Annotated in this window: 15 protein-coding genes and 1 tRNA gene; 3 read left to right on the top strand and 13 right to left on the bottom strand. The window is 44.1% G+C overall.

Annotation, left to right across the window (positions count from 1 at the left end; genetic code table 11):
• Positions 1 to 394: 394 nt before the first annotated feature.
• Both WKT11_RS02415 and glgB read right to left on the bottom strand, forming a co-directional pair.
• Positions 395 to 467, bottom strand: a tRNA-Thr gene (locus tag WKT11_RS02415).
• A gap of 60 nt (positions 468 to 527) precedes the next feature.
• Positions 528 to 2,828, bottom strand: a complete 2,301-nt coding sequence (glgB, locus tag WKT11_RS02410; protein ID WP_340282289.1) for a 1,4-alpha-glucan branching protein GlgB — start codon at positions 2,826 to 2,828, stop codon at positions 528 to 530.
• Between the two features lie 253 nt (positions 2,829 to 3,081).
• Between glgB and WKT11_RS02405 the strand changes: the two genes are divergently transcribed.
• Positions 3,082 to 4,056 (top strand): carbohydrate kinase family protein, encoded by a 975-nt coding sequence (locus WKT11_RS02405; RefSeq protein ID WP_019161988.1) that lies wholly within the window; start codon positions 3,082 to 3,084, stop codon positions 4,054 to 4,056.
• On the top strand, positions 4,050 to 4,217 hold the full coding sequence (locus tag WKT11_RS02400; protein WP_182474218.1) for a hypothetical protein: 168 nt from the start codon (positions 4,050 to 4,052) through the stop codon (positions 4,215 to 4,217). Before WKT11_RS02405 ends, WKT11_RS02400 begins: the two co-directional genes overlap by 7 nt.
• 49 nt (positions 4,218 to 4,266) lie before the next feature.
• Here WKT11_RS02400 and WKT11_RS02395 read toward each other — a convergent pair whose 3' ends face one another.
• The 7 genes from WKT11_RS02395 to tgt all read right to left on the bottom strand — a co-directional run bounded on the left by WKT11_RS02395 (position 4,267) and on the right by tgt (position 13,009).
• The gene (locus WKT11_RS02395) at positions 4,267 to 5,430 is read right to left on the bottom strand and encodes a phosphoglycerate dehydrogenase (RefSeq protein ID WP_118516430.1); all 1,164 of its coding nucleotides are present in this window, start codon (positions 5,428 to 5,430) and stop codon (positions 4,267 to 4,269) included.
• Positions 5,430 to 6,512, bottom strand: coding sequence for a 3-phosphoserine/phosphohydroxythreonine transaminase (gene serC / locus WKT11_RS02390; protein WP_062807761.1), 1,083 nt, complete (start codon positions 6,510 to 6,512; stop codon positions 5,430 to 5,432). Before serC ends, WKT11_RS02395 begins: the two co-directional genes overlap by 1 nt.
• Positions 6,496 to 8,187 (bottom strand): biosynthetic-type acetolactate synthase large subunit, encoded by a 1,692-nt coding sequence (gene ilvB / locus WKT11_RS02385; protein WP_118774988.1) that lies wholly within the window; start codon positions 8,185 to 8,187, stop codon positions 6,496 to 6,498. The genes serC and ilvB overlap by 17 nt, the downstream gene beginning before the upstream one ends.
• A gap of 75 nt (positions 8,188 to 8,262) precedes the next feature.
• A complete protein-coding gene (gene ilvD, locus WKT11_RS02380; RefSeq protein ID WP_117677044.1) occupies positions 8,263 to 9,936 on the bottom strand; it encodes a dihydroxy-acid dehydratase in 1,674 nt (557 codons plus the stop codon).
• Between the two features lie 108 nt (positions 9,937 to 10,044).
• Positions 10,045 to 11,127, bottom strand: coding sequence for a 3-isopropylmalate dehydrogenase (gene leuB, locus WKT11_RS02375; RefSeq protein WP_008703487.1), 1,083 nt, complete (start codon positions 11,125 to 11,127; stop codon positions 10,045 to 10,047).
• Positions 11,128 to 11,308: 181 nt separating this feature from the next.
• A complete protein-coding gene (yajC, locus tag WKT11_RS02370; RefSeq protein WP_117677043.1) occupies positions 11,309 to 11,608 on the bottom strand; it encodes a preprotein translocase subunit YajC in 300 nt (99 codons plus the stop codon).
• A gap of 249 nt (positions 11,609 to 11,857) precedes the next feature.
• Positions 11,858 to 13,009 carry a tRNA guanosine(34) transglycosylase Tgt gene (tgt, locus tag WKT11_RS02365; RefSeq protein ID WP_340282270.1) on the bottom strand — a complete coding sequence of 384 codons (1,152 nt, stop codon included), beginning with the start codon at positions 13,007 to 13,009 and terminating at the stop codon, positions 11,858 to 11,860.
• A gap of 296 nt (positions 13,010 to 13,305) precedes the next feature.
• Between tgt and WKT11_RS02360 the strand changes: the two genes are divergently transcribed.
• A complete protein-coding gene (locus tag WKT11_RS02360) occupies positions 13,306 to 17,541 on the top strand; it encodes a 2-hydroxyacyl-CoA dehydratase (RefSeq protein WP_117677042.1) in 4,236 nt (1,411 codons plus the stop codon).
• Positions 17,542 to 17,711: 170 nt separating this feature from the next.
• Here WKT11_RS02360 and WKT11_RS02355 read toward each other — a convergent pair whose 3' ends face one another.
• Genes WKT11_RS02355 through hisH form a run of 4 tightly spaced genes read right to left on the bottom strand, consistent with a single transcriptional unit; the run spans position 17,712 to position 21,482 of the window.
• Positions 17,712 to 19,343 (bottom strand): putative polysaccharide biosynthesis protein, encoded by a 1,632-nt coding sequence (locus WKT11_RS02355; protein ID WP_117677041.1) that lies wholly within the window; start codon positions 19,341 to 19,343, stop codon positions 17,712 to 17,714.
• Between the two features lie 45 nt (positions 19,344 to 19,388).
• Positions 19,389 to 20,063: a uracil-DNA glycosylase gene (gene ung / locus WKT11_RS02350; RefSeq protein ID WP_117677040.1), complete on the bottom strand. Its 675-nt coding sequence runs from the start codon at positions 20,061 to 20,063 to the stop codon at positions 19,389 to 19,391.
• A gap of 18 nt (positions 20,064 to 20,081) precedes the next feature.
• Positions 20,082 to 20,840 carry an imidazole glycerol phosphate synthase subunit HisF gene (gene hisF / locus WKT11_RS02345; RefSeq protein ID WP_117677039.1) on the bottom strand — a complete coding sequence of 253 codons (759 nt, stop codon included), beginning with the start codon at positions 20,838 to 20,840 and terminating at the stop codon, positions 20,082 to 20,084.
• Entirely contained in the window at positions 20,841 to 21,482 is a 642-nt protein-coding gene (gene hisH / locus WKT11_RS02340) for an imidazole glycerol phosphate synthase subunit HisH (RefSeq protein WP_117844212.1), read from the bottom strand.
• Between the last annotated feature and the right edge of the window lie 187 nt (positions 21,483 to 21,669).

The raw sequence follows: 21,669 nt of genomic DNA, 5'->3' as shown, positions 1-21,669 counted from the left end.
CGGAAATCAACCATTCTTCTTGATAGATTCCCGGTCATTATTTATTTGGTATAATCCAAAAGTTATATTAAAGGATAGGCCCGAGATTGTCAAGTAAATTTGTTACTGTTCACTCCGTTCACAGTAACTTAGCCAAAATTCATTCCAGATTGCCTGCGGCAATGGAATTTTGGCTTGTATGTCTCGGGATTTTTGCATATTCATGCCAAAACACCTCGCGGGATAGTGGCGTGTGGACAGTAACGTAAATTTCTCTTTACAATCATTTCAATTCCTACCGGCAATTTTAAGGTACTCACCATACGAACCTCCATAAAAACATAAAAAATCCACTATACTCTGCTTTTCAGTATAGCGGATTTTCTATAAAATTACAATTGCCCAATATCTTTCAAGCTGAAAATGAGACTCGAACTCACGACCCCTTCATTACGAGTGAAGTGCTCTACCGACTGAGCTATTTCAGCTTATGCTGTAATCTGTCAGAAATTGATAATTCTGACAGCCACAGCATTTAGTTTATAATATTATTTCTTCTCTGTCAAGTCCTTTTTGACCGGTATTTTCTCCTCCGTTTTATTCACTATTTGGGGTGCTTCTTTTGTCACCTTTTTCGTCACCGGTTTCACTGCAGTTTTTACAGCTGCTTTTGTTTTCCCGGCAGCCTTGCGTACAGTTCTTGTCTTGGTAATGGATTTCTTGATCTGGCCATGCTCGGCAGCGGGCTTTTTCTCTGTTTCTTCCGGAGTGCAGGTAAAGACTGCCACACCAAGTGCCGGAAGCTTTACTGTGATGGAATACTCTCTCTCATCACACTCAGCCTTCTTCGCTGCTTTCACTCTCGTATTTACTACACCATTACCACCGTACTTTTTATCATCACTGTTAAAGATTTCTTTATATTTGCCGGCAAAAGGAACTCCCACATTGTAGTTTTCATATGGAATTGCCGCGAAATTGCAAACAGCCAGAATAGTTTCTTCCGGTTTCTCTGTCTTTCTCATGAATGCGATCACATTCTCCTCATACTTCATCAGCTGAACCCATTCAAATCCATCATATTCATCATCCAGCTGATAAAGTGCAGGATGAGCAAGATACATATTATTGAGGTCTTTGACACATAATTCCAGTTCTTTCGGCATATCTTTGTCCGGTGCCATCATCTTGCATCCCGGATGAAGCATCATATAAGCATAAGCCTCTCTGATCTGCGCATTCTTCTGTTCTTCACTTCCCGGCAGCCTATCTGCGAAATCCTTCAATGTACCAACATCCCTGCTGCCAAGTGTTAGAATATAATGTTCACAGTATGCATAGAGCATGGACATGGTCAGCTGATCATGGTAATTCTTTCTCTCAATAGGATCCTTGCTCAGATATTCAAGCAGATCTTTTGTCCATCCACCACTCCATTTATAGTCAAATCCCAGATGGTCATTTCCCACACTGTCTGTCAGCTCCGGCCAGAGTCCGTTCTCCTGAGCAACTAAAAGCAATCCGGGATTTCTCTCCTTTATCACAGAATTCAGATGCTTCAGAAATTCCAGAGCATCCAGGTTTTCATTGGTTCCGTAAATATTAGGTGTCCACTCTCCCGGATTTCTGCCATAATCCAGATACAGCATGGCATCCACATCATCCATACGCAGACCGTCAGCATGGTAAACCTCAGCCCAGAAGCAGGCATTGGAAATCAGAAAATCCTTAACCATCGGGCTTCCGTAATTATAGAGCAGTGTTCCCCAGAACGGATGAATCGCCTCTGCCGGATTCTGTCTCTCATAAAGAGGTGTTCCGTCAAATTTCTCCAGACCGGAGGCATAACGTGGAAACTGTGCAGGTGTCCAGTCCAGGATCACACCGATCCCCGCCTGATGCAGCTCATCTACCAGCTTCTGAAAATCCGCCACGCTTCCAAATCTGGAAGTAGGTGCATAATATGCATATGTAGAATAACCACCTGTAATATCATCCAGGTATTCCATCACAGGATGGAGTTCCACATGGGTAAAATCTTTCTCTGCCAGAAATTCCACCAGTTCCTCAGCAGATTTCCATTCCTCCAGAGATGTTTCGTATATAGAAACTGGCTGTTTCCTGTCATCAAATCTGTGACGCTCTTTCATCCAGTCTCCGTCATTCCACTGAAAAGCACTTACATCTGCTACCACAGATGCTCCCTCAGAATCATACTCTGCACTGTTCCCATAAGGATCAGCCTTTAACAGAACTTCGCCACCCTTAACTTTAATTTCATATTTATAATGTGTTCCTGCTTCTACGCCCGGAACAAACAGCTCAAAGATACCGGACATAGGCATACGATGCATAATGGTTGCACGTCCGATCCATCCATTAAAATCACCTGCAATATTTACACTCACTGCGTTCGGAGCCCAGACAGCAAAAAGAGTACCTTTCACTCCTTTAATCTCCATAGGATGCGCACCCAGCTTCTTATATGCCTCATAATAAACACCTGCGCAGAAAGCCTTCTCCTCTTCCTCTGTGATCTGGCATGGAAAAGCATAGGGATCATAACATTCTGTCTCTGTCTCTCCCATTTTTATAAGGAATCTGTATTCCGGCACCTTGCGTACAGGAAGCAATACTGCAAAATATCCGGCCTCGTCCTCTTTCTCGCAGGCATAGGTTTTCTTTCCGCTGATCACACTGACTTCTTCTGCATCAGGAAAAAATCCCTGAATAAGAACTCCGTCCTGTGTGATCCTTGGTCCCATCACATCTCTGGGAGCAGTTTCCTCTCCATACACAATAGCTTCAATTCTCGGCCAGTCCATATAGCCGTATACTTTTTCGTCCATAGCTGCGTTACCTCCCCGATTGTCAGAAATATGATGATCGGTTACTCTTACCGGCAGCGTATTTACGGTACATTAAACGTCACCTGTAAACAATAACAAATCAAGTTATGTTTATTTTAGCATCTTTGCACAAAAAAATAAAGAAAATTGTTTGACAAATTCCCTTTCCTGCGCTAAATTTATGTTATTAACCATGGAAGGAATCTTGTTCCGGATACTATGCTTCTTTCCATCACAACAAGGAGGATACAAAATGGGAAACAAAGCCTTTGACGTAACCGCATTAGGCGAATTATTGATTGACTTTACTGAAAACGGCATCAGCGCACAGGGAAATCCTATGCTGGAAGCCAATCCGGGCGGTGCTCCATGCAATGTGCTTGCAATGCTTGAGAAGCTTGGCAAAAAAACTGCATTCATCGGCAAAGTCGGAAACGACATGTTCGGAACCCAGCTTAAGAATGCCGTAGAGGAAGTAGGGATCGACACCCGCAACCTTGTGATCGACAACGAGGTACACACAACACTTGCCTTTGTACATACTTATCCTGACGGAGACAGAGATTTCTCCTTCTACCGTAACCCGGGTGCAGATATGATGCTCACCAAAGATGAAATCCAGGAAGACCTGATCAGAGATTCCAGAATCTTCCACTTCGGAACTCTTTCTTCCACTCACGAGGGAGTACGCGAGGCAACCCGCTATGCCATCGACGTTGCAAAGGAAGCCGGATGTATTGTCAGCTTCGACCCGAACCTTCGTCCGCCATTATGGAAATCTCTGGATGACGCAAAGGCAGAGATCGAATACGGCCTTGGCAAATGCGATATTCTGAAAATCTCAGATAACGAAGTTGAATTCCTCTTCGGAACTACAGACTACGACAAAGGTGCCGCACTTCTGAAAGAGAAATACAACATTCCGCTTATCCTTATCACACTTGGAAAAGACGGAAGCCGCGCTTACTACAAAGATATGAAAGTGGAAGCTGCTCCTTTCCTTCAGGAAAAGACTATCGAGACAACAGGTGCAGGCGATACCTTCTGCGCAAGTTCCTTAAACTATGTTCTGGAACATGGTCTGGACAATCTGACAGAAGAGAACTTAAAAGAACTGCTCACATTCGCTAATGCGGCAGCTTCTCTTATTACTACACGCAAGGGTGCTCTTCGCGTTATGTCCACCAAAGAAGAAGTTCTTGACTTTATGAAATCAAGAGGATGCTGATTGCGAATATCCGCTTGATCATCCAAAACTTTGAAGAAGCCCTCTGGCACCGCCAGACCGGGCTTCTTTTTTATCCTAAAAATAAAAGCAAAAATATCTCCCGGCAATTGAAAATCTCAATTGGCCAGGAGATATTTGAAATATATACATCCTTATTATAATTCAACGATCATTATAAAAATACTGAACCGTTAGCTTCTAACTTACTATTTATTTTACCACACGTACTCTTGATACGCCTTCGATTGCTTTCAGTTCATCCAGTGCTTCTTTGGATGCTGTGCTTTCCAGATCGATCAGAGTATAAGCGTATTCGCCTTTACTCTTATTTGTCATATCTGCGATGTTCAGGCCTTCTGCACCGAGAATCTTGGTGAACTGACTGATCATGTTCGGGATATTTTTGTGGCAGATTGCGATACGTCCTACTGCTACGCAGGTTCCCATATCACAGTTCGGGAAGTTTACAGAGTTCTTGATGTTTCCGTTCTCAAGGAAATCTCTTACTTCTTTCACTGCCATTACCGCACAATTTTCTTCGGATTCCTCTGTGGATGCTCCAAGATGTGGAGTTACCAGAATTCCGGCATGACCTGCTACGGTATGGTTTGCAAAGTCTGTCACATATTTCTTCACTTTTCCGCTGTCTAATGCTTCGATCAGAGCATCCTCATCAACCAGAAGATCGCGGGCAAAGTTCAGAAGTACTACGCCGTCTTTCATCTTGTCTAATGCTTCTTTGTTGATCATCTGTCTTGTGCTGTCAAGAAGAGGTACATGGATGGTGATATAATCGCACTGGGAATAAATCTCATCCAGGCTCTTGATATGTTTGATAGTGCGGGAAAGATTCCATGCAGCATCAATAGAGATGTACGGGTCATATCCGTATACTTCCATTCCAAGAGCAGATGCAGCGTTTGCTACCATTGCTCCGATTGCACCAAGGCCGATGATACCAAGTTTCTTACCCATGATCTCGCAGCCTGCGAACTGCTTCTTCTGTTTCTCGGCAAGTTTGTCAATGTCCTCTTTGTCTTTCTCTTTGGCAACCCATTCGATACCGCCGACGATATCACGGGATGCAAGGAGCATACCTGCGAGAACAAGTTCCTTAACGCCGTTTGCATTGGCACCCGGTGTGTTAAATACTACGATACCTTTCTCTGCGCAGTCTTTGACAGGAATGTTATTGACACCTGCACCTGCACGTGCGATTACTTTTACGCTCTCCGGAAGTTCCATATCATGCATCTTAGCACTTCTTACAAGGATGGCATCGGTTCCTTCCAGTTCTTCTGTTTTCTTATAGTCTTCATCAAATAATCCCAGACCTTTTTCTGCGATGGGATTCAGGCAATGATACTGAAACATTATGCATTCTCCTCCTCAAACTTCTTCATGAAAGCAACCAGTGCTTCTACACCTTCTTTTGGCATAGCGTTGTAGATACTTGCACGCATACCGCCGACTGTACGATGTCCTTTTAAGTTTACAAGTCCTGCCTCTTTTGCTTCTTTTACAAATTTGGCATCCATATCCTTGTCACCTGTTACGAATGGTACGTTCATAAGAGAACGGTCTTTTGCTACGACTGTTCCTTTGAAGAGTTTGCTCTGATCCAGATAATCATAGAGGATCTTTGCTTTCTCTTCGTTGCGTCTCTTCATTTCTTCCAGACCACCCATTTTCTTCAGCCATTTGAAGACTTTACCGCATACATAGATGCAGTAGCAGTTCGGTGTGTTGTAAAGAGAACCTGCATCAGCCTGTGTTTTAAATTTCAGCATAGTTGGGGTGCCTTCCAGAACATCGTCTGTAATCAGGTCTTCGCGGATAATGGAGATTACCATACCCGCAGGTCCGATGTTCTTCTGAACACCGCCGTAGATGATTCCATATTTGGATACATCAACCGGCTCAGATAAGAAGCAGGAAGAAACATCTGCTACCAGAGTTTTTCCTTTTGTGTTCGGGAGTTCTTTGAATTTTGTTCCGTAAATTGTGTTGTTTTCACAAATGTATACATAGTCCGCATCCGGGCTGATCGGCAGGTCACTGCAGTCAGGAATGTAAGAGAATGTCTTATCTTCGGAAGAAGCAATCTTGTTTGCTTTTCCATATTTCTGTGCTTCCTGATATGCTTTCTTTGCCCACTGACCTGTAACAATGTAATCAGCAACTTTATTCTTCATGAGGTTCATAGGAATTGCAGCAAACTGCTGAGAAGCTCCGCCCTGAAGGAATAATACCTTGTAGTTATCCGGAATCTTCATCAGGTCGCGCAGATCCTGCTCTGCTTCGTCAATGATTTTCTGGAAATCAGCGCTTCTGTGGCTCATTTCCATTACAGACATACCAGTTCCCTGATAGTCCATCATCTCCTCTGCAACTTCTTTTAATACCTCTTCCGGCAATACAGCCGGTCCTGCGGAAAAATTATACACTCTGCTCATTGTTTTTCATATCCTCCTCGTCAAAAATGTCATCAATGCTTGCGCCTGCCGGTACCATCGGGAATACGCTGAGATCCTGATCGATCATACAGTCAAGTACGATTGGTCCCGGACATGCAAGTGCTTCTTTCAAAGCAGGTTCCACTTCATCCATGGTAGTGATACGGATTGCCTTCGCACCCATAGCCTCTGCCAGTTTTACAAAATCAACGGAATCATTTAAAATTGTATGGGAATATCTGTGGTCGTAGAACAATGTCTGCCACTGACGCACCATTCCAAGTACATGGTTATTAAGTACGATTTCAATCAATGGTTTGCCGCAGCGGACTGCTGTGGCGATCTCATTCATATTCATACGGAAGCATCCGTCACCTGCGATATTTACTACCGTCTTGTCCGGTCTTCCCATCTTCGCACCGATTGCCGCTCCAAGTCCATATCCCATCGTTCCTAATCCACCGGATGAAAGGAATGTTCTTGGTTCTTTATATTTGAAATACTGAGCTGCCCACATCTGGTTCTGGCCTACTTCTGTGGTGATGATCGCGTCACCTTTTGTCAGCTCGTAAAGTTTCTCGATAATGTATGGACCTGTCAGCTGGGAATGATCATATCTTAGCGGATATTTCTCTTTCAGTTCGCTGATATGTGCTGTCCACTCCGGATGTTTCATCTCCGGGAGTTCTTTCAGAATTCGTTTCAGAACTTCTTTCTCATCTCCTACGATACTTGCATCTACGATAATGTTCTTATTAATCTCCGCAGCATCTACATCGATCTGGAGAATCTTTGCATTCTTAGCGAAAGTCTTTGTATTTCCTGTGACACGGTCGCTGAATCTGGCTCCCAGAACGATCAGAAGGTCACACTCGGAAACGCCAAGGTTTGATGCTTTTGTTCCATGCATTCCAAGCATTCCTGTATAGAAAGGATCTTCGCCGGAAAATCCCCCCTTCCCCATAAGGCTGTCACATACCGGAGCATCGATTTTGTGAGCAAGTTCTGTCACTTCTTTGGATGCTTCGGAGATAATTGTTCCGCCGCCTGTGAAGATGAACGGTTTCTTTGCATCTTTGATCATCCGGACTGCTGTTTCGATGTCCTTATCTTTGATTGTATCTACTTTTGGTGTAATGGCTGCCGGAGTGCAGGCATTGTATTCATATTTCGCGCCTGTCACATCCTTTGTCACATCTACAAGTACAGGACCCGGGCGGCCGCTCTTTGCGATATAGAAAGCTCTGCGGACGGTATCTGCCAGAGTTGTAATGTCTTTTACGATAAAGCTGTGCTTTGTGATGGGCATTACAATTCCTGTAATATCAACCTCCTGGAAAGAATCCTTTCCGAGAAGCGGAGTTCCTACATTACATGTGATTGCCACCATTGGTACGGAATCCATGTATGCAGTTGCGATTCCTGTTACCAGATTAGTAGCTCCGGGACCGGAGGTTGCGAGACATACGCCGACTTTACCTGTTGCTCTTGCGTATCCGTCTGCTGCATGGGAAGCTCCCTGTTCATGGGAAGTCAGTACATGTGTGATCTGGTCTTTATATTCATAGAGGGCGTCATATACATTCAGGATGGCACCGCCCGGATATCCGAATACAGTGTCAACGCCCTGTTCTTTTAAACATTCAACGATGATTTCAGCGCCTGTAAGCTGCATCTTTACGTATCCTCCTAACTTTTCAGGCAGGAATCACAGGTTATGCTGTAATTCCCGCCGGGTACTTGTTCATCTTTATTTTGCTTTTGGTACCTCAAGGATTGCTCCTCTGTTTCCGGAGGTTACCATTGCAGCATATCTTGCAAGATATCCTGTTGTTACCTTTGGCTTGCGAGGCTGCCATTTTGCTTTTCTTGCCTGCATTTCTTCATCAGAAACCTTGATCTCCAGTTTCAGTTCCGGAATGTTGATGCTGATGATATCGCCCTCTTCAACAAGTGCGATCGGTCCGCCGACTGCTGCTTCCGGTGATACGTGTCCGATGGATGCTCCTCTGGATGCACCGCTGAAACGTCCGTCTGTGATCAGGGCTACGGAAGATCCCAGTCCCATACCTGCGATTGCAGATGTAGGATTCAGCATCTCTCTCATGCCAGGGCCGCCTTTCGGTCCTTCGTAACGGATAACTACTACGTCACCCTCTACGATCTTGCCGCCTTTGATAGCTGCGATTGCGTCTTCCTCGCAGTCAAAGACTCTTGCAGGTCCTTCATGGACCATCATCTCTTCTACAACTGCAGAACGTTTTACAACACCGCCGTCCGGTGCAAGGTTACCTTTAAGTACTGCAAGTCCGCCTGTCTGGCTGTATGGATTGTCGATTGGTCTGATAACTTCAGGATTTAAGTTTGCACAGTCTTTGATGTTCTCGCCTACTGTCTTGCCTGTGACTGTCATGCACTCAGTATGAAGGAGTCCCTTCTTATTCAGTTCGTTCATAACTGCGTATACACCGCCTGCTTCGTTCAAGTCTTCCATATATGTTGGGCCTGCAGGTGCAAGGTGGCAGAGATTCGGAGTCTTTGCGCTGATCTCGTTTGCAAAGCTGATATCAAAGTCCATTCCGATCTCATGAGCAATAGCCGGAAGGTGAAGCATACTGTTTGTGGAGCATCCAAGTGCCATGTCTACTGTCAGGGCATTGAGGATTGCTTCTTTTGTCATGATGTCTCTTGGACGGATGTTCTTTCTGTACATTTCCATAACCTGCATACCTGCGTGTTTTGCAAGACGGATACGTTCAGAATATACAGCCGGAATTGTTCCGTTTCCTTTCAGTCCCATACCAAGAACTTCTGTCAGGCAGTTCATGGAGTTTGCTGTATACATACCGGAACAGGATCCGCAGGTAGGACATGTCTTCATTTCACATTCTGTCAGGCCGTCCTCATCAAGTTTCCCTGCTGCGTAAGCACCTACTGCCTCGAACATACTGGAAAGGCTTGTCTTGTGTCCGTTCAGATGTCCGGCAAGCATCGGACCGCCGCTTACAAATACAGTAGGAACATTCAGTCTGGCTGCTGCCATCAGAAGTCCGGGTACGTTCTTATCACAGTTTGGAATCATTACCAGTGCATCAAACTGATGTGCCATTGCCATGGCTTCTGTGGAATCTGCGATCAGGTCTCTGGTAACCAGAGAATATTTCATTCCAACGTGTCCCATTGCAATACCGTCACATACTGCGATTGCCGGAAACATAACAGGTGTACCGCCTGCCATTGCCACACCAAGCTTAACTGCCTGTGTGATCTTGTCAAGGTTCATATGACCCGGTACAATTTCATTGTAAGAACTTACGATACCTACCAGAGGTCTGTCCATTTCCTCTTTTGTCATTCCAAGAGCATTAAACAGGGAACGGTGAGGTGCCTGCTGTGTGCCTGTTTTTACTGCATCACTTCTCATTGTTTTATTTCCTCTTTTCTTACTGTTTTATTTATTTTTTAATGATTCAACCGGAATTCCTGACCCCGTAATCTGCCTGCGCCGGCTGAATCCTCTTAATATCAATTCTTACAGAGCTGCTGCGATCAGATCGCCCATCTCTTTTGTTCCTACAAGTTTGCATCCCTCTGACATGATATCGCCTGTGCGGTATCCCTCTGTCAGGACTTTCTGTACTGCTGCTTCCACTGCATCTGCTTCTTTATCCATGTCAAGGGAGAAACGGAGCATCATTGCTGCGGAAAGGATGGTTGCGATAGGGTTTGCCTTATCCTGTCCTGCAATATCAGGTGCAGAACCATGGCTTGGCTCATAGAGACCGAATTTTGTTTCATTTAAGCTTGCAGAAGAAAGCATTCCGATGGAGCCTGTTACCATACTTGCCTCATCTGAAAGGATATCTCCGAACATATTCTCTGTAAGGATAACATCGAACTGTTTCGGATCACGTACAAGCTGCATTGCGCAGTTGTCAACCAGCATATGCTCTAAGGTAACATCCGGATAATCTTTGGCAACTTCCTCTACCACTTTTCTCCAGAGTCTGGAAGAATCCAGAACATTTGCCTTATCTACGCTTGTCACTTTATTTCTTCTCTTACGTGCGATCTCAAATGCTTTGATGGCAATACGACGGATTTCGTTTTCGTTATAGGAAAGTGTATCAATCGCTTTCTTCACACCGTTCTCTTCAATTGTCTGACGTTCTCCGAAATACAGACCGCCTGTAAGCTCACGTACAATGATCATGTCAAATCCGTCTCCGATGATCTCATCGCGGAGAGGGCACGCTTTTCTCAGCTCATTGTAAAGGTAAGCCGGTCTTAAGTTTGCAAAAAGATTTAATGCCTTACGGATTGCAAGAAGTCCTGCTTCCGGGCGTTTGGATGGCTCAAGCTTATACCATGGAGAAGTTTTTGCATCTCCGCCAATAGAGCCCATCAGTACGGCGTCTGATGATTTGGCAGTGGCAATTGCCTCATCAGTAAGGGGTACGCCGTGTACATCGATGGATGCACCGCCTAACAGAACTTCTGAATAGGAAAAGCTGTGTCCATATTTCTCGCATACCTTGTCCAGTACTTTCTTTGCTTCTCTTACGATTTCCGGTCCGATTCCGTCGCCGGGGATCAATGCAATCTTATAATCCATAATAATTTCCTCCAAAAATACTCTAATTGCGTAATTGTTATTATAATAACGCACTTTCCGACAGATTTCAACCTATTAAAGTGAAAAAATATAAAAGTGTTTTTTTCCGGAGATTTTACTATAAAAAAACAGAACCACAGTCATCACTGACTATAGGTTCTGCTTTTTTATATCTCTTTCATTATTCGGCAGCGCTTCCGGCTTTCTCAACTTCAGCGATTGCCTGTTTTCTCATTGGAATACGGCAGTTTTTGTTGTTACCGAATTCTACGATCACATCTTCTTCTGTCATGTCAATGACAACTCCATAAAAGCCGCTGGTAGTAACAATGCTGTCGCCAACCTCCATGTCATTTAACATTGCCTGAAGTCTCTTCTGCTCTTTTTTCTGAGGGCGAAGCATTAAGAAGTACATAATTCCAAACAGTACTACCATCCAGACAATAGCGCCAACCATACCCATTCCGCTTGATGCGTCCATTTTGATTCCTCCTGTAACTTATCCTGTTATTCTGCATATTTGCAGTCCATCACATATTTACAGACCGTCCTGACGGCTGCTCATACTGAAGAGCTGCTTTGCAATTCACTTATAATCTCTGTTACTTTCTATATGAAATCTTGTATTTCATGCATAACAATCCGATTAAAGCGTCACTACACATCATACACAAAAAACCGCTTTACTTCAAGAGTTTTTGGCATATTTAATAATTATTTTATATACAGATTATCTTTTCGAGTTTATTTTTCCCTCTTCAAAGCCTTCCAGCCGCATTTTCTTATATTCTGCGAAGTTTCCTGCATCAAGAGCATCTCGGATCTCTTCCATCATATGATTATAGAAATACAGATTGTGAAGTACACAGAGACGCATTCCCAGCATTTCCTTTGCTTTCAGAAGATGACGGATATAGGCTCTGCTGTAATGCTGGCATGCAGGACACTGACAGCCTTCTTCGATAGGACGTGTGTCCAGTTCATATTTTGCATTAAACAGATTCATCTTTCCATGATTGGTATATACATGTCCATGACGACCGTTACGGCTTGGATATACGCAGTCAAAGAAATCAATTCCACGTTCAACACCTTCCAGAATATTGGCCGGTGTTCCCACACCCATCAGGTAAGTAGGTTTATTCTGAGGAAGATAGGGGACTACCGCATCCAGGATTCTGTACATCTCTTCATGGGTTTCTCCAACTGCCAGACCACCGACAGCATAGCCATCCAGATCCATTTCAGAGATCGCTTTGGCATGCTCAATACGGATATCTTCATAAACAGCGCCCTGGTTGATTCCAAACAGAAGCTGTTCTTTGTTAATGGTCTCCGGCAGACTGTTCAGTCTTGCCATCTCTGCCTTGCAGCGGGCAAGCCATCGTGTGGTTCTGTCTACAGATTTCTGCACATAATCCCTGTCAGCCACACTGCTGGGGCATTCATCAAATGCCATGGCAATAGTGGAGGCAAGATTGGACTGGATCTGCATACTCTCTTCCGGCCCCATAAAGATCTTATGTCCGTCAATATGGGAGTTAAAATAGACTCCCTCTTCTTTGATCTTTCTCAGCTTTGCAAGGGAAAATACCTGGAATCCGCCTGAGTCTGTAAGGATCGGTTTGTCCCATACCATAAATTTATGAAGGCCACCTAACTGCTTTACTATTTTATCACCCGGGCGCACATGAAGATGATAAGTATTTGATAATTCTACCTGTGTTCCGATCTGCTGTAAATCCATAGTGGATACAGCGCCTTTAATCGCACCGATCGTTCCCACATTCATAAAAACAGGAGTCTGGATCGTACCATGCACTGTATGAAACTCCGCACGTTTGGCACGCCCCTCTGTTTTCAGAAGTTTATATTCTGCCATTTTTCTTCTCCTCTTGATAAAAATTACTTTTTTTATTATATCTTGAAATAGCTGAATTTTCAACTGCAATTCACTCAAACCTTGGTAAACTTTCATATTGTCTTTTCCAGACCATTAGCGTATAATATTACGGAATATTCCATATCTGGAAACAGGTATTTAATAGGAAAGAACAGGATAGATTTTTACTGTTTACTTCATGTCCGGCAACACGCTTTGCATGATATCAGCATGAACAGTAACAGGAAAATTTCAACTTTGTTTATATACAATACGAGGAGGCTTGAATTTACTTTATGAATTACAAAACACTTGGAATTGACATTGGTTCCACTACTGTAAAGATCGCGATCTTAGATGAGAATGAAAATCTCATTTTCGCGGATTATAAGCGTCATTTTGCGAACATTCAGGAAACCCTTGCAGACCTTCTTCAGGAGGCCTTTGATCAGTATGGTGAGATGACTCTCCATCCTGTGATCACAGGTTCCGGCGGTCTGACCCTTGCCAATCATCTCGGCGTTCCTTTTACCCAGGAGGTTATTGCCGTTTCTACTTCTCTGCAGAAGCTGGCACCAAAGACAGATGTTGCCATTGAGCTTGGCGGCGAGGATGCCAAGATCATTTATTTCGAAAACGGAAATGTAGAACAGCGTATGAACGGTATCTGTGCAGGCGGTACCGGTTCTTTCATCGACCAGATGGCTTCTCTTCTCCAGACAGATGCAACAGGTCTGAACGAATATGCCAAAGATTACAAGGCACTCTACCCGATTGCTGCACGCTGCGGTGTTTTCGCCAAAACTGATATCCAGCCGCTGATCAATGACGGTGCAACCAAACCGGATCTGTCAGCTTCTATTTTCCAGGCAGTTGTAAACCAGACCATCTCCGGTCTTGCCTGCGGAAAACCCATTCGTGGACATGTTGCATTCCTGGGTGGTCCGCTCCACTTCCTGTCCGAACTGAGAGAATCCTTTATCCGTACTTTGAAGCTGGATGAGGAACACACTATCATTCCAGAGAACTCCCATCTTTTTGCAGCCATTGGTTCTGCATTAAATGCAAAAGAAGACAATTCTATTTCCCTGACAGAGATGAAAGACAGACTTCGCAATTCCATTAAGCTGGATTTTGAAGTAGAACGTATGGAACCGCTTTTCGCTTCTCAGGAAGAATACGATGCATTTGCGAAACGTCAGAGTTCTTACAAAGTAAAAACAGGAGATCTGGCTACATATAAGGGAAACTGCTATCTGGGTATTGATGCAGGTTCCACCACAACCAAAACTGCGCTGGTAGGCGAAGACGGAACACTTCTCTATTCTTTTTACAGCAGCAACAACGGAAACCCGTTAAAAACTACCATCCGTTCTATTAAAGAGATTTACGAACTGCTTCCCAAAGATGCAAAGATTGCTTATTCCTGCTCTACAGGTTACGGCGAGGCTCTGATCAAGGCTGCCCTGCTCCTGGATGAGGGCGAGGTTGAAACCGTATCTCATTACTATGCAGCTGCTTTCTTTGACCCGGAGGTAGACTGTATCCTAGATATCGGCGGACAGGATATGAAATGTATCAAAATCCGCAATAAGACCGTTGACAGCGTACAGTTGAATGAAGCATGCTCCTCCGGATGCGGTTCCTTTATTGAAACCTTTGCCAAATCTCTGAATTATACAGTACAGGATTTCGCAAAAGCTGCTGTTTTTGCACAGCATCCTATTGATCTTGGTACCAGATGTACTGTTTTCATGAATTCCAAGGTAAAGCAGGCACAGAAAGAGGGAGCTGAGGTTTCCGATATTTCCGCAGGTCTTGCTTACTCTGTTATCAAAAATGCACTCTATAAGGTTATCAAAGTTTCTGATGCTTCCGAACTTGGCAGACACATCGTTGTACAGGGTGGTACTTTCTACAATGATGCAGTTCTGAGAAGTTTCGAAAAGATTGCCGGCTGCGAAGCCATCCGTCCGGATATCGCCGGAATCATGGGGGCCTTCGGTGCTGCGCTGATTGCCCGCGAACGCCATCAGGAAGGTGCAGAAACTACTATGCTCTCCATTGACAAAATCAATGAGCTGAAATATACAACTTCCATGGCAAACTGCCGCGGATGTACCAACAACTGTCGTCTGACTATCAACAAGTTCTCCGGCGGCCGCCAGTATGTCAGCGGAAACCGTTGCGAACGCGGTATTGGCAAAGAGAAAAACAAAGATCATATTCCGAACCTTTATGAATATAAATATAAACGTATTTTCTCCTACACACCTCTCAGTGCTGACAAGGCAACGCGAGGCAAGGTAGGTATCCCGCGTGTTCTGAATATGTTTGAAAATTATCCTTTCTGGTATACTTTCTTTACAGAACTGAAGTACGAGGTTGTTCTTTCACCTACTTCCACCAGAAAGATTTACGAGCTGGGAATTGAATCCATCCCAAGTGAGTCCGAATGTTACCCGGCTAAGCTTGCACATGGTCATGTGACATGGCTGATCCGAAATGGTGTGAAATTTATTTTCTACCCATGTATCCCATATGAACGTAACGAATTTCCGGATGCAGTCAACCATTACAACTGCCCGATTGTTACTTCCTATGCAGAGAATATCAAGAACAATGTAGATGAATTAAATGATCCGTCCATTGATTTCCGCAATCCGTTCCTTGCGTTTACCTCTGAGGAAATCCTGACCAAGCGTCTGATAGAGGAATTCAAGGATATCCCGGTTGAAGAAGTCAAAGCTGCGGCACATAAAGGATGGGAAGAAATGGCTGCTGCCCGCCGCGATGTGCAGAAAAAGGGCGAGGAGACTCTGAAATATCTGGAGGAAACAGGCCGTCACGGTATTGTTCTCGCAGGACGCCCATACCACATTGATCCCGAAATCCATCACGGTATCCCGGATCTGATCAACAGTTATGGAATCGCTGTACTTACTGAGGATTCCATCTCTCATCTGGCACCTATAGAACGTCCGATTCGTGTAAATGACCAGTGGATGTATCATTCCAGACTGTATGCAGCCGCAAACTACATTAAGACTCGTGATGACCTCGACCTGATTCAGCTCAACTCCTTCGGATGTGGTCTGGATGCCGTTACTACTGACGAGGTTTATGAAATTCTCGACGGAAGCGACAAAATCTATACCTGCTTAAAGATTGATGAAGTAAACAACCTCGGTGCAGCAAGGATCCGTATCCGCTCCCTGATCGCTGCGATCCGTGCAAAGAAAGCTCAGGGACAGAAACGTAATATCAAACCGGCTTCTATTGATAAAGTATCCTTCACAAAGGAAATGAGAAAGGATTATACGATTCTCTGTCCGCAGATGTCGCCGTTCCATTTCAGCCTTTTACAGGCAGCTTTCAATTCCTGCGGATATAATCTGGAAGTACTTCCAAACGATAACAAACACGCCGTAGATGTAGGTCTGAAATACGTAAATAATGATGCCTGCTATCCGTCTCTGATCGTGGTTGGCCAAATCATGGATGCATTGCTTTCCGGCAAATATGACCTGAATAAGACAGCCGTTGTCATGTCACAGACAGGCGGTGGATGTCGTGCTTCCAACTACATTGCATTTATCCGCCGCGCGTTAAAGAAAGCCGGTATGGAGCAGATTCCGGTTATTTCCGTCAACTTAAGTGGTCTGGAAAGCAACCCGGGATTCAAACTTACTCTTCCACTGGTGAAAAAAGTTGCGTACGGTGCCGTATTCGGAGATATCCTGATGAAATGCGTATACCGTATGCGTCCTTACGAACTGGAAGAGGGAATCGTAAACAGAAAGCACAAAATCTGGGAACAGCGTGTGATTTCTTTCTTAAGCGGAAGCAGTGTCAGCCACAGCCAGTTTAAGAAAATGTGCCGTGAAATGGTTCATGAATTTGACACAATTCCGATCAGCGATGTGAAGAAGCCTCGTGTCGGCATCGTAGGTGAGATCCTTGTCAAGTTCCTGCCTGCTGCAAATAATCATCTGGCAGAGCTTCTGGAATCTGAAGGTGCTGAGGCAGTTGTACCGGATCTGATCGATTTCATGTGCTACTGTTTCTATAATCAGAACTTCAAGGTAGAAAATCTTGGCTTCAAGAAGTCCAAGGCAACCATGGCAAACTGGGGAATCAAAGCAATCGAATGGGTGAGAAAGCCTGCAAGCGAAGCCCTTGCGCAGAGCCGTCATTTCGCACCGCCTGCTGATATCAGAGATCTGGCAAAAATGGCATCTCCGATCGTTTCCACCGGAAACCAGACAGGTGAAGGATGGTTCCTGACAGGAGAGATGATGGAACTGATCCATGGAGATGTTCCGAATATTGTTTGTATCCAGCCTTTCGGATGTCTGCCGAACCATATCGTAGGTAAGGGTGTTATCAAAGAAATCCGCCGCGAATATCCTACAGCAAACATTGTAGCCATCGACTATGATCCAGGCGCCAGCGAAGTTAACCAGCTGAACCGAATCAAACTGATGCTCTCCACTGCTCAGAAAAATCTGAAAAAAGCACAGAAGAAATAACCGGCAGATAATAAGGGCTTTTATATTCATTTATTTTCCAGTTGAAATAATATTTCCCTATTTAAATTATATCTGTTAAGCAAATAAAAGAGCTGTATCACACAGATATCTGTTTTATATTCTTGCGTAGAAATGTAACAGTATCTGGAATACAGCTCTTTTACTTTTATTTAATTATTATTCTGCCAGAACGGAAGTTTCTCAGCAACTTTTACAAGATAGCTTCCTCCCGGTATTCTTCTCAATTCTGCCTCTGATGGCTTACTGATGATCAGATAAGCAAGCAGATAAACAACTGCCGCGATTGGAATCGAAACGATCAGGCAGATGAAGTTGGATTTCACAAAAATATTCAATCCATAGCAGATGCATCCTGCAACGATTCCCATTGGAACAGATGCAAGAATCGGATACAGGTAACCCTTTTTCCATGGATTCTTGTACTGCAGATATTTCTTCATTGCCAGATCATTCAGCACGCATACAACGATAGAATAAATCACCATCGCAATCAGCAGTGCATAAACTCCCAGGTTTGTCGTAAACAGCAATACCACTACCACAATGATATCCACAACCAATGCAATTGCAGCTGTGATAACCGGAATCTTCTGCTGTCCGATTGCCTGCAGAACACCATTGGAAATATTTGACATTCCGTTTAGGAGAATGGAAAATGATCCAAGGATGAGCAGATTCGCTGCAAGCCCTGTGGAATTTCCATAAAGCAGGAATACAATTGGCTGTGCAAGTACTGCAAGTCCCATCGCACACGGCGCAGAAACTACCATAGAAAGCTGCACCGTCTGATCGATACATTCTCTGGTTGCCTCAATATCTCCTGTAGCATACAACGCAGATACTTCAGGAATCATAGAAGTCGGCGCTGTACTGGATAAGGTCAGTGGGATATTAATAATCGTCATAAAGTAAGTTGCGTATTCTGCATAGAGAATGCCAATCTGTGTTGCGTCTCCGCCTCTTCTGCCAAGAATATCTGAGAAAAGATATCCATTAATATATGCATTGACATTATATACAAATGCGCTGAGGATGATTGGCGAAACTACCAGTACGATCACGCGGAAAATATCTTTATATGACTCTTCCTGGTGCTTATGATCTCTGTTTACACGATGCATAATCTTTCCACGATTCACGCCGTATACCAGAAGCATAAAAATCAATGCGGTGACCACACCGGCTCCTGTTCCTACTGTAGATCCCGCAGCTCCCCATTTCGCAATGCTGTTCTCTGTTCCATCCGCAAATACGTTGATAAATCCCCAGGCTGCCAGAAGACTGACTGCCGCATTAAATACCTGTTCAATAATCTGAGAAATAGATGTAGGCATCATATTTCTATATGCCTGGAAATATCCTCTGAACACGCCCAGGATTCCGGACAGGAAAATGGTCGGCGCAAGGATCTGCAGCGCAAGAATTGCATCTTTCTGATTGCTTGGAATAATCAATCCTGCCCCGAAGAGACAAAACAGTGCTACTGCACCTCCAACGATCATCGCATAGATCATAGCTCCCTTAAAGAACTTATGCGCATTCCTGTAATCTCTCAGAGCAATGCGCTCGGAAATCAGTTTTGATACTGCCTGCGGAATGCTGAATGACGCGATCATCAGAAGAATCATGTACGCATTCTGCGCAAGACTTGTATATCCCATTCCAAGGCTTCCGATAATGTTGGAAAGCGGACTCTTATACAGCAGCCCGATTACCTTGGAAACCATTGCCGCAATCATCAGAAAGGATGCATTTTTTACTAAATTATTTTTCTGATTCATGTTGTTGCTGTGTGTCTTTCTTCTGACTACACATTACCTCTTTTCTTATATATTTTCTATCTGCCAGTCGATCGGTTCCAGACCGTTGGCAATCAGAAATTCGTTTGTTTTGCTGAAATGCTTACACCCAAAGAATCCTCTGTAAGCAGATAATGGACTTGGATGAGGTGCTTCCAGGATCAGATGTTTCGGATTGTTCAGCATGGATTTCTTCATCTGTGCCGGACGTCCCCATAACAAAAATACGATTGGACGATCCTGTTCATTCAGAACCTGGATCGCGGCATCTGTAAACTGTTCCCAGCCAATTCCTCTGTGTGAGTTAGCCTGATGTGCACGTACTGTCAGAACTGTGTTCAAAAGAAGCACACCCTGCTTCGCCCATTTCTCCAGATTTCCGTTATTCGGAATATAACATCCACAGTCATCATGGAGCTCCTGATAAATATTCACCAGCGACGGAGGTGTCTCTACTCCTCTTTTTACAGAAAAGCATAATCCATGTGCCTGTCCGTCATTATGATACGGATCCTGCCCCAGAATCACTACCTTCACCTCATGAAGAGGCGTAAAGTGAAACGCATTAAACAGTTCGTCTGCCGGTGGAAAAATCTTTCTTGTCTGATATTCAGACATTACCGTTTTATAAAGCTTGGCATAATACGGCTGGTGGAATTCACCTTTCAATGCCTCCAGCCAGTCACCTGTAATAGCTGACATAACTATGATACCTCTTTTCTACTTTCTCACGGAAATTCCTCTGTCTGCCAGGTAATCCTTAACCTGTGAAATCTCCAGTTCTTTATAATGGAACAAAGACGCAGCCAGCGCAGCATCTGCTCCTCCTTCTGTAAGCGCATCATAAAAATGCTCCAATGTACCTGCACCGCCTGATGCGATCACCGGAATGGATACTGCATCTGCGATTGCTCTGGTAAGTTTCAGATCATATCCCGCTTTCGTTCCATCGCAGTCCATGCTGGTAAGAAGAATCTCACCTGCGCCAAGGGCTTCCACTTTCTTCGCCCATTCTACAGCATCGATTCCTGTATCCAGTCTTCCACCATGTTTGTAGATATTCCAGCCGCCATCTTCTCTTCTCTTGGCATCAATGGCAACTACAACACACTGGCTTCCGAATTTATCTGCCGCTTCACTGATAAGCTCCGGTCTGTCGATAGCCGCAGAATTTACAGAAATTTTATCCGCGCCTTCTCTTAACAGCTTCTTGAAATCATCTACTGTACGAATTCCGCCGCCTACTGTAAAAGGAATAAATACATTGGCAGCTACACGTCTTACCATATCTACGACGGTGTCTCTCTGTTCGCAGGATGCTGTAATATCCAGAAATACCAGTTCATCTGCTCCCGCCGCATCATAAGCCTTCGCAATCTCCACCGGATCACCGGCATCACGAAGCTGAACAAAATTAACGCCCTTTACCACACGTCCATTATTTACATCCAGGCAGGGAATAATTCTCTTTGTAAACATTTATCTTCCCTCCTTTTCGTCAGTTTCTGTTGTTTTTCCGATAGCAGCAAAATTCTTAAGTATTTTCAGTCCCCATTTGCTGCTCTTTTCCGGATGAAACTGACACGCAAATACATTGTCTTTCTCTACAGATGCATGAATGCAGGTGCTATATTCTGTCGTTGCTTTTATGATTTCAGGATCCTCTGCCTGCAAATAATAGGAATGAACAAAATATACATAGGTCTGTTCCGGAATTCCTTCAAACAATCTGCCATTATTCTGAAGATGCAGAGAGTTCCAGCCCATATGCGGAATCTTAAGTCCTGCTGCCGGTGGAATCTTAACGATTTTACCTTTCAGGATTCCAAGTCCCTCTACACCAGGGGTTTCTTCACTGCTTTCAAAAAGGAGCTGAAGTCCAAGGCAGATTCCAAGAAATGGTATCTTTTTCTCTACAATCTCATGAATCACCGGTACAAGTCCATATGTATGGAGATTCTCCATAGCCTGCCCAAAACTTCCCACTCCCGGCAGAATCACTTTATCTGCACTTAATAAAGTCTGCGGATCACGGGTTACAATTGTTTCTTCTCCAAGATAATGAAGTGCTTTTTCCACGCTTTTGATATTTCCGGCGTCGTAATCGATTATCGCTATCATGTTGTCCTCCTATATCATTATCTTTTTCCTCATTATATAGTAATCCAAGTATACCTCAGAGTACCTGTCAAACTGAATCAACTGTCTGTTTTACCTTTGATTCAGATCCGGCGGATAAGAATATCCGCCCGCTATATTTGCATAGCTACAATACAGTATAACCCAAAAACAGACAGTTGCAAAGTAT

Source organism: Blautia sp. HCN-1074, from assembly GCF_037890165.1.
In the GTDB taxonomy this organism is placed as follows: Bacteria; Bacillota; Clostridia; order Lachnospirales; family Lachnospiraceae; genus Blautia_A.
The sequence above is the reverse complement of the archived record's forward strand: the minus strand, read 5'-3'. Positions and strand labels throughout refer to the sequence as shown.

What these genes read in the sequence shown, in the direction of transcription:
- serC (WP_062807761.1), bottom strand. Translation starts at nt 6,512, where the DNA reads ATGAGCAGAGTGTATAATTTTTCCGCAGGACCGGCTGTATTGCCGGAA.
- hisH (WP_117844212.1), bottom strand. Translation starts at nt 21,482, where the DNA reads ATGATAGCGATAATCGATTACGACGCCGGAAATATCAAAAGCGTGGAA.
- hisF (WP_117677039.1), bottom strand. Translation starts at nt 20,840, where the DNA reads ATGTTTACAAAGAGAATTATTCCCTGCCTGGATGTAAATAATGGACGT.
- leuB (WP_008703487.1), bottom strand. Translation starts at nt 11,127, where the DNA reads ATGGATTATAAGATTGCATTGATCCCCGGCGACGGAATCGGACCGGAA.
- WKT11_RS02395 (WP_118516430.1), bottom strand. Translation starts at nt 5,430, where the DNA reads ATGTTTCAGTATCATTGCCTGAATCCCATCGCAGAAAAAGGTCTGGGA.
- glgB (WP_340282289.1), bottom strand. Translation starts at nt 2,828, where the DNA reads ATGGACGAAAAAGTATACGGCTATATGGACTGGCCGAGAATTGAAGCT.
- WKT11_RS02400 (WP_182474218.1), top strand. Translation starts at nt 4,050, where the DNA reads ATGCTGATTGCGAATATCCGCTTGATCATCCAAAACTTTGAAGAAGCC.
- WKT11_RS02355 (WP_117677041.1), bottom strand. Translation starts at nt 19,343, where the DNA reads ATGAATCAGAAAAATAATTTAGTAAAAAATGCATCCTTTCTGATGATT.
- ilvD (WP_117677044.1), bottom strand. Translation starts at nt 9,936, where the DNA reads ATGAGAAGTGATGCAGTAAAAACAGGCACACAGCAGGCACCTCACCGT.
- tgt (WP_340282270.1), bottom strand. Translation starts at nt 13,009, where the DNA reads ATGGCAGAATATAAACTTCTGAAAACAGAGGGGCGTGCCAAACGTGCG.
- yajC (WP_117677043.1), bottom strand. Translation starts at nt 11,608, where the DNA reads ATGGACGCATCAAGCGGAATGGGTATGGTTGGCGCTATTGTCTGGATG.
- WKT11_RS02360 (WP_117677042.1), top strand. Translation starts at nt 13,306, where the DNA reads ATGAATTACAAAACACTTGGAATTGACATTGGTTCCACTACTGTAAAG.
- ung (WP_117677040.1), bottom strand. Translation starts at nt 20,063, where the DNA reads ATGTCAGCTATTACAGGTGACTGGCTGGAGGCATTGAAAGGTGAATTC.
- WKT11_RS02405 (WP_019161988.1), top strand. Translation starts at nt 3,082, where the DNA reads ATGGGAAACAAAGCCTTTGACGTAACCGCATTAGGCGAATTATTGATT.
- ilvB (WP_118774988.1), bottom strand. Translation starts at nt 8,187, where the DNA reads ATGCAGCTTACAGGCGCTGAAATCATCGTTGAATGTTTAAAAGAACAG.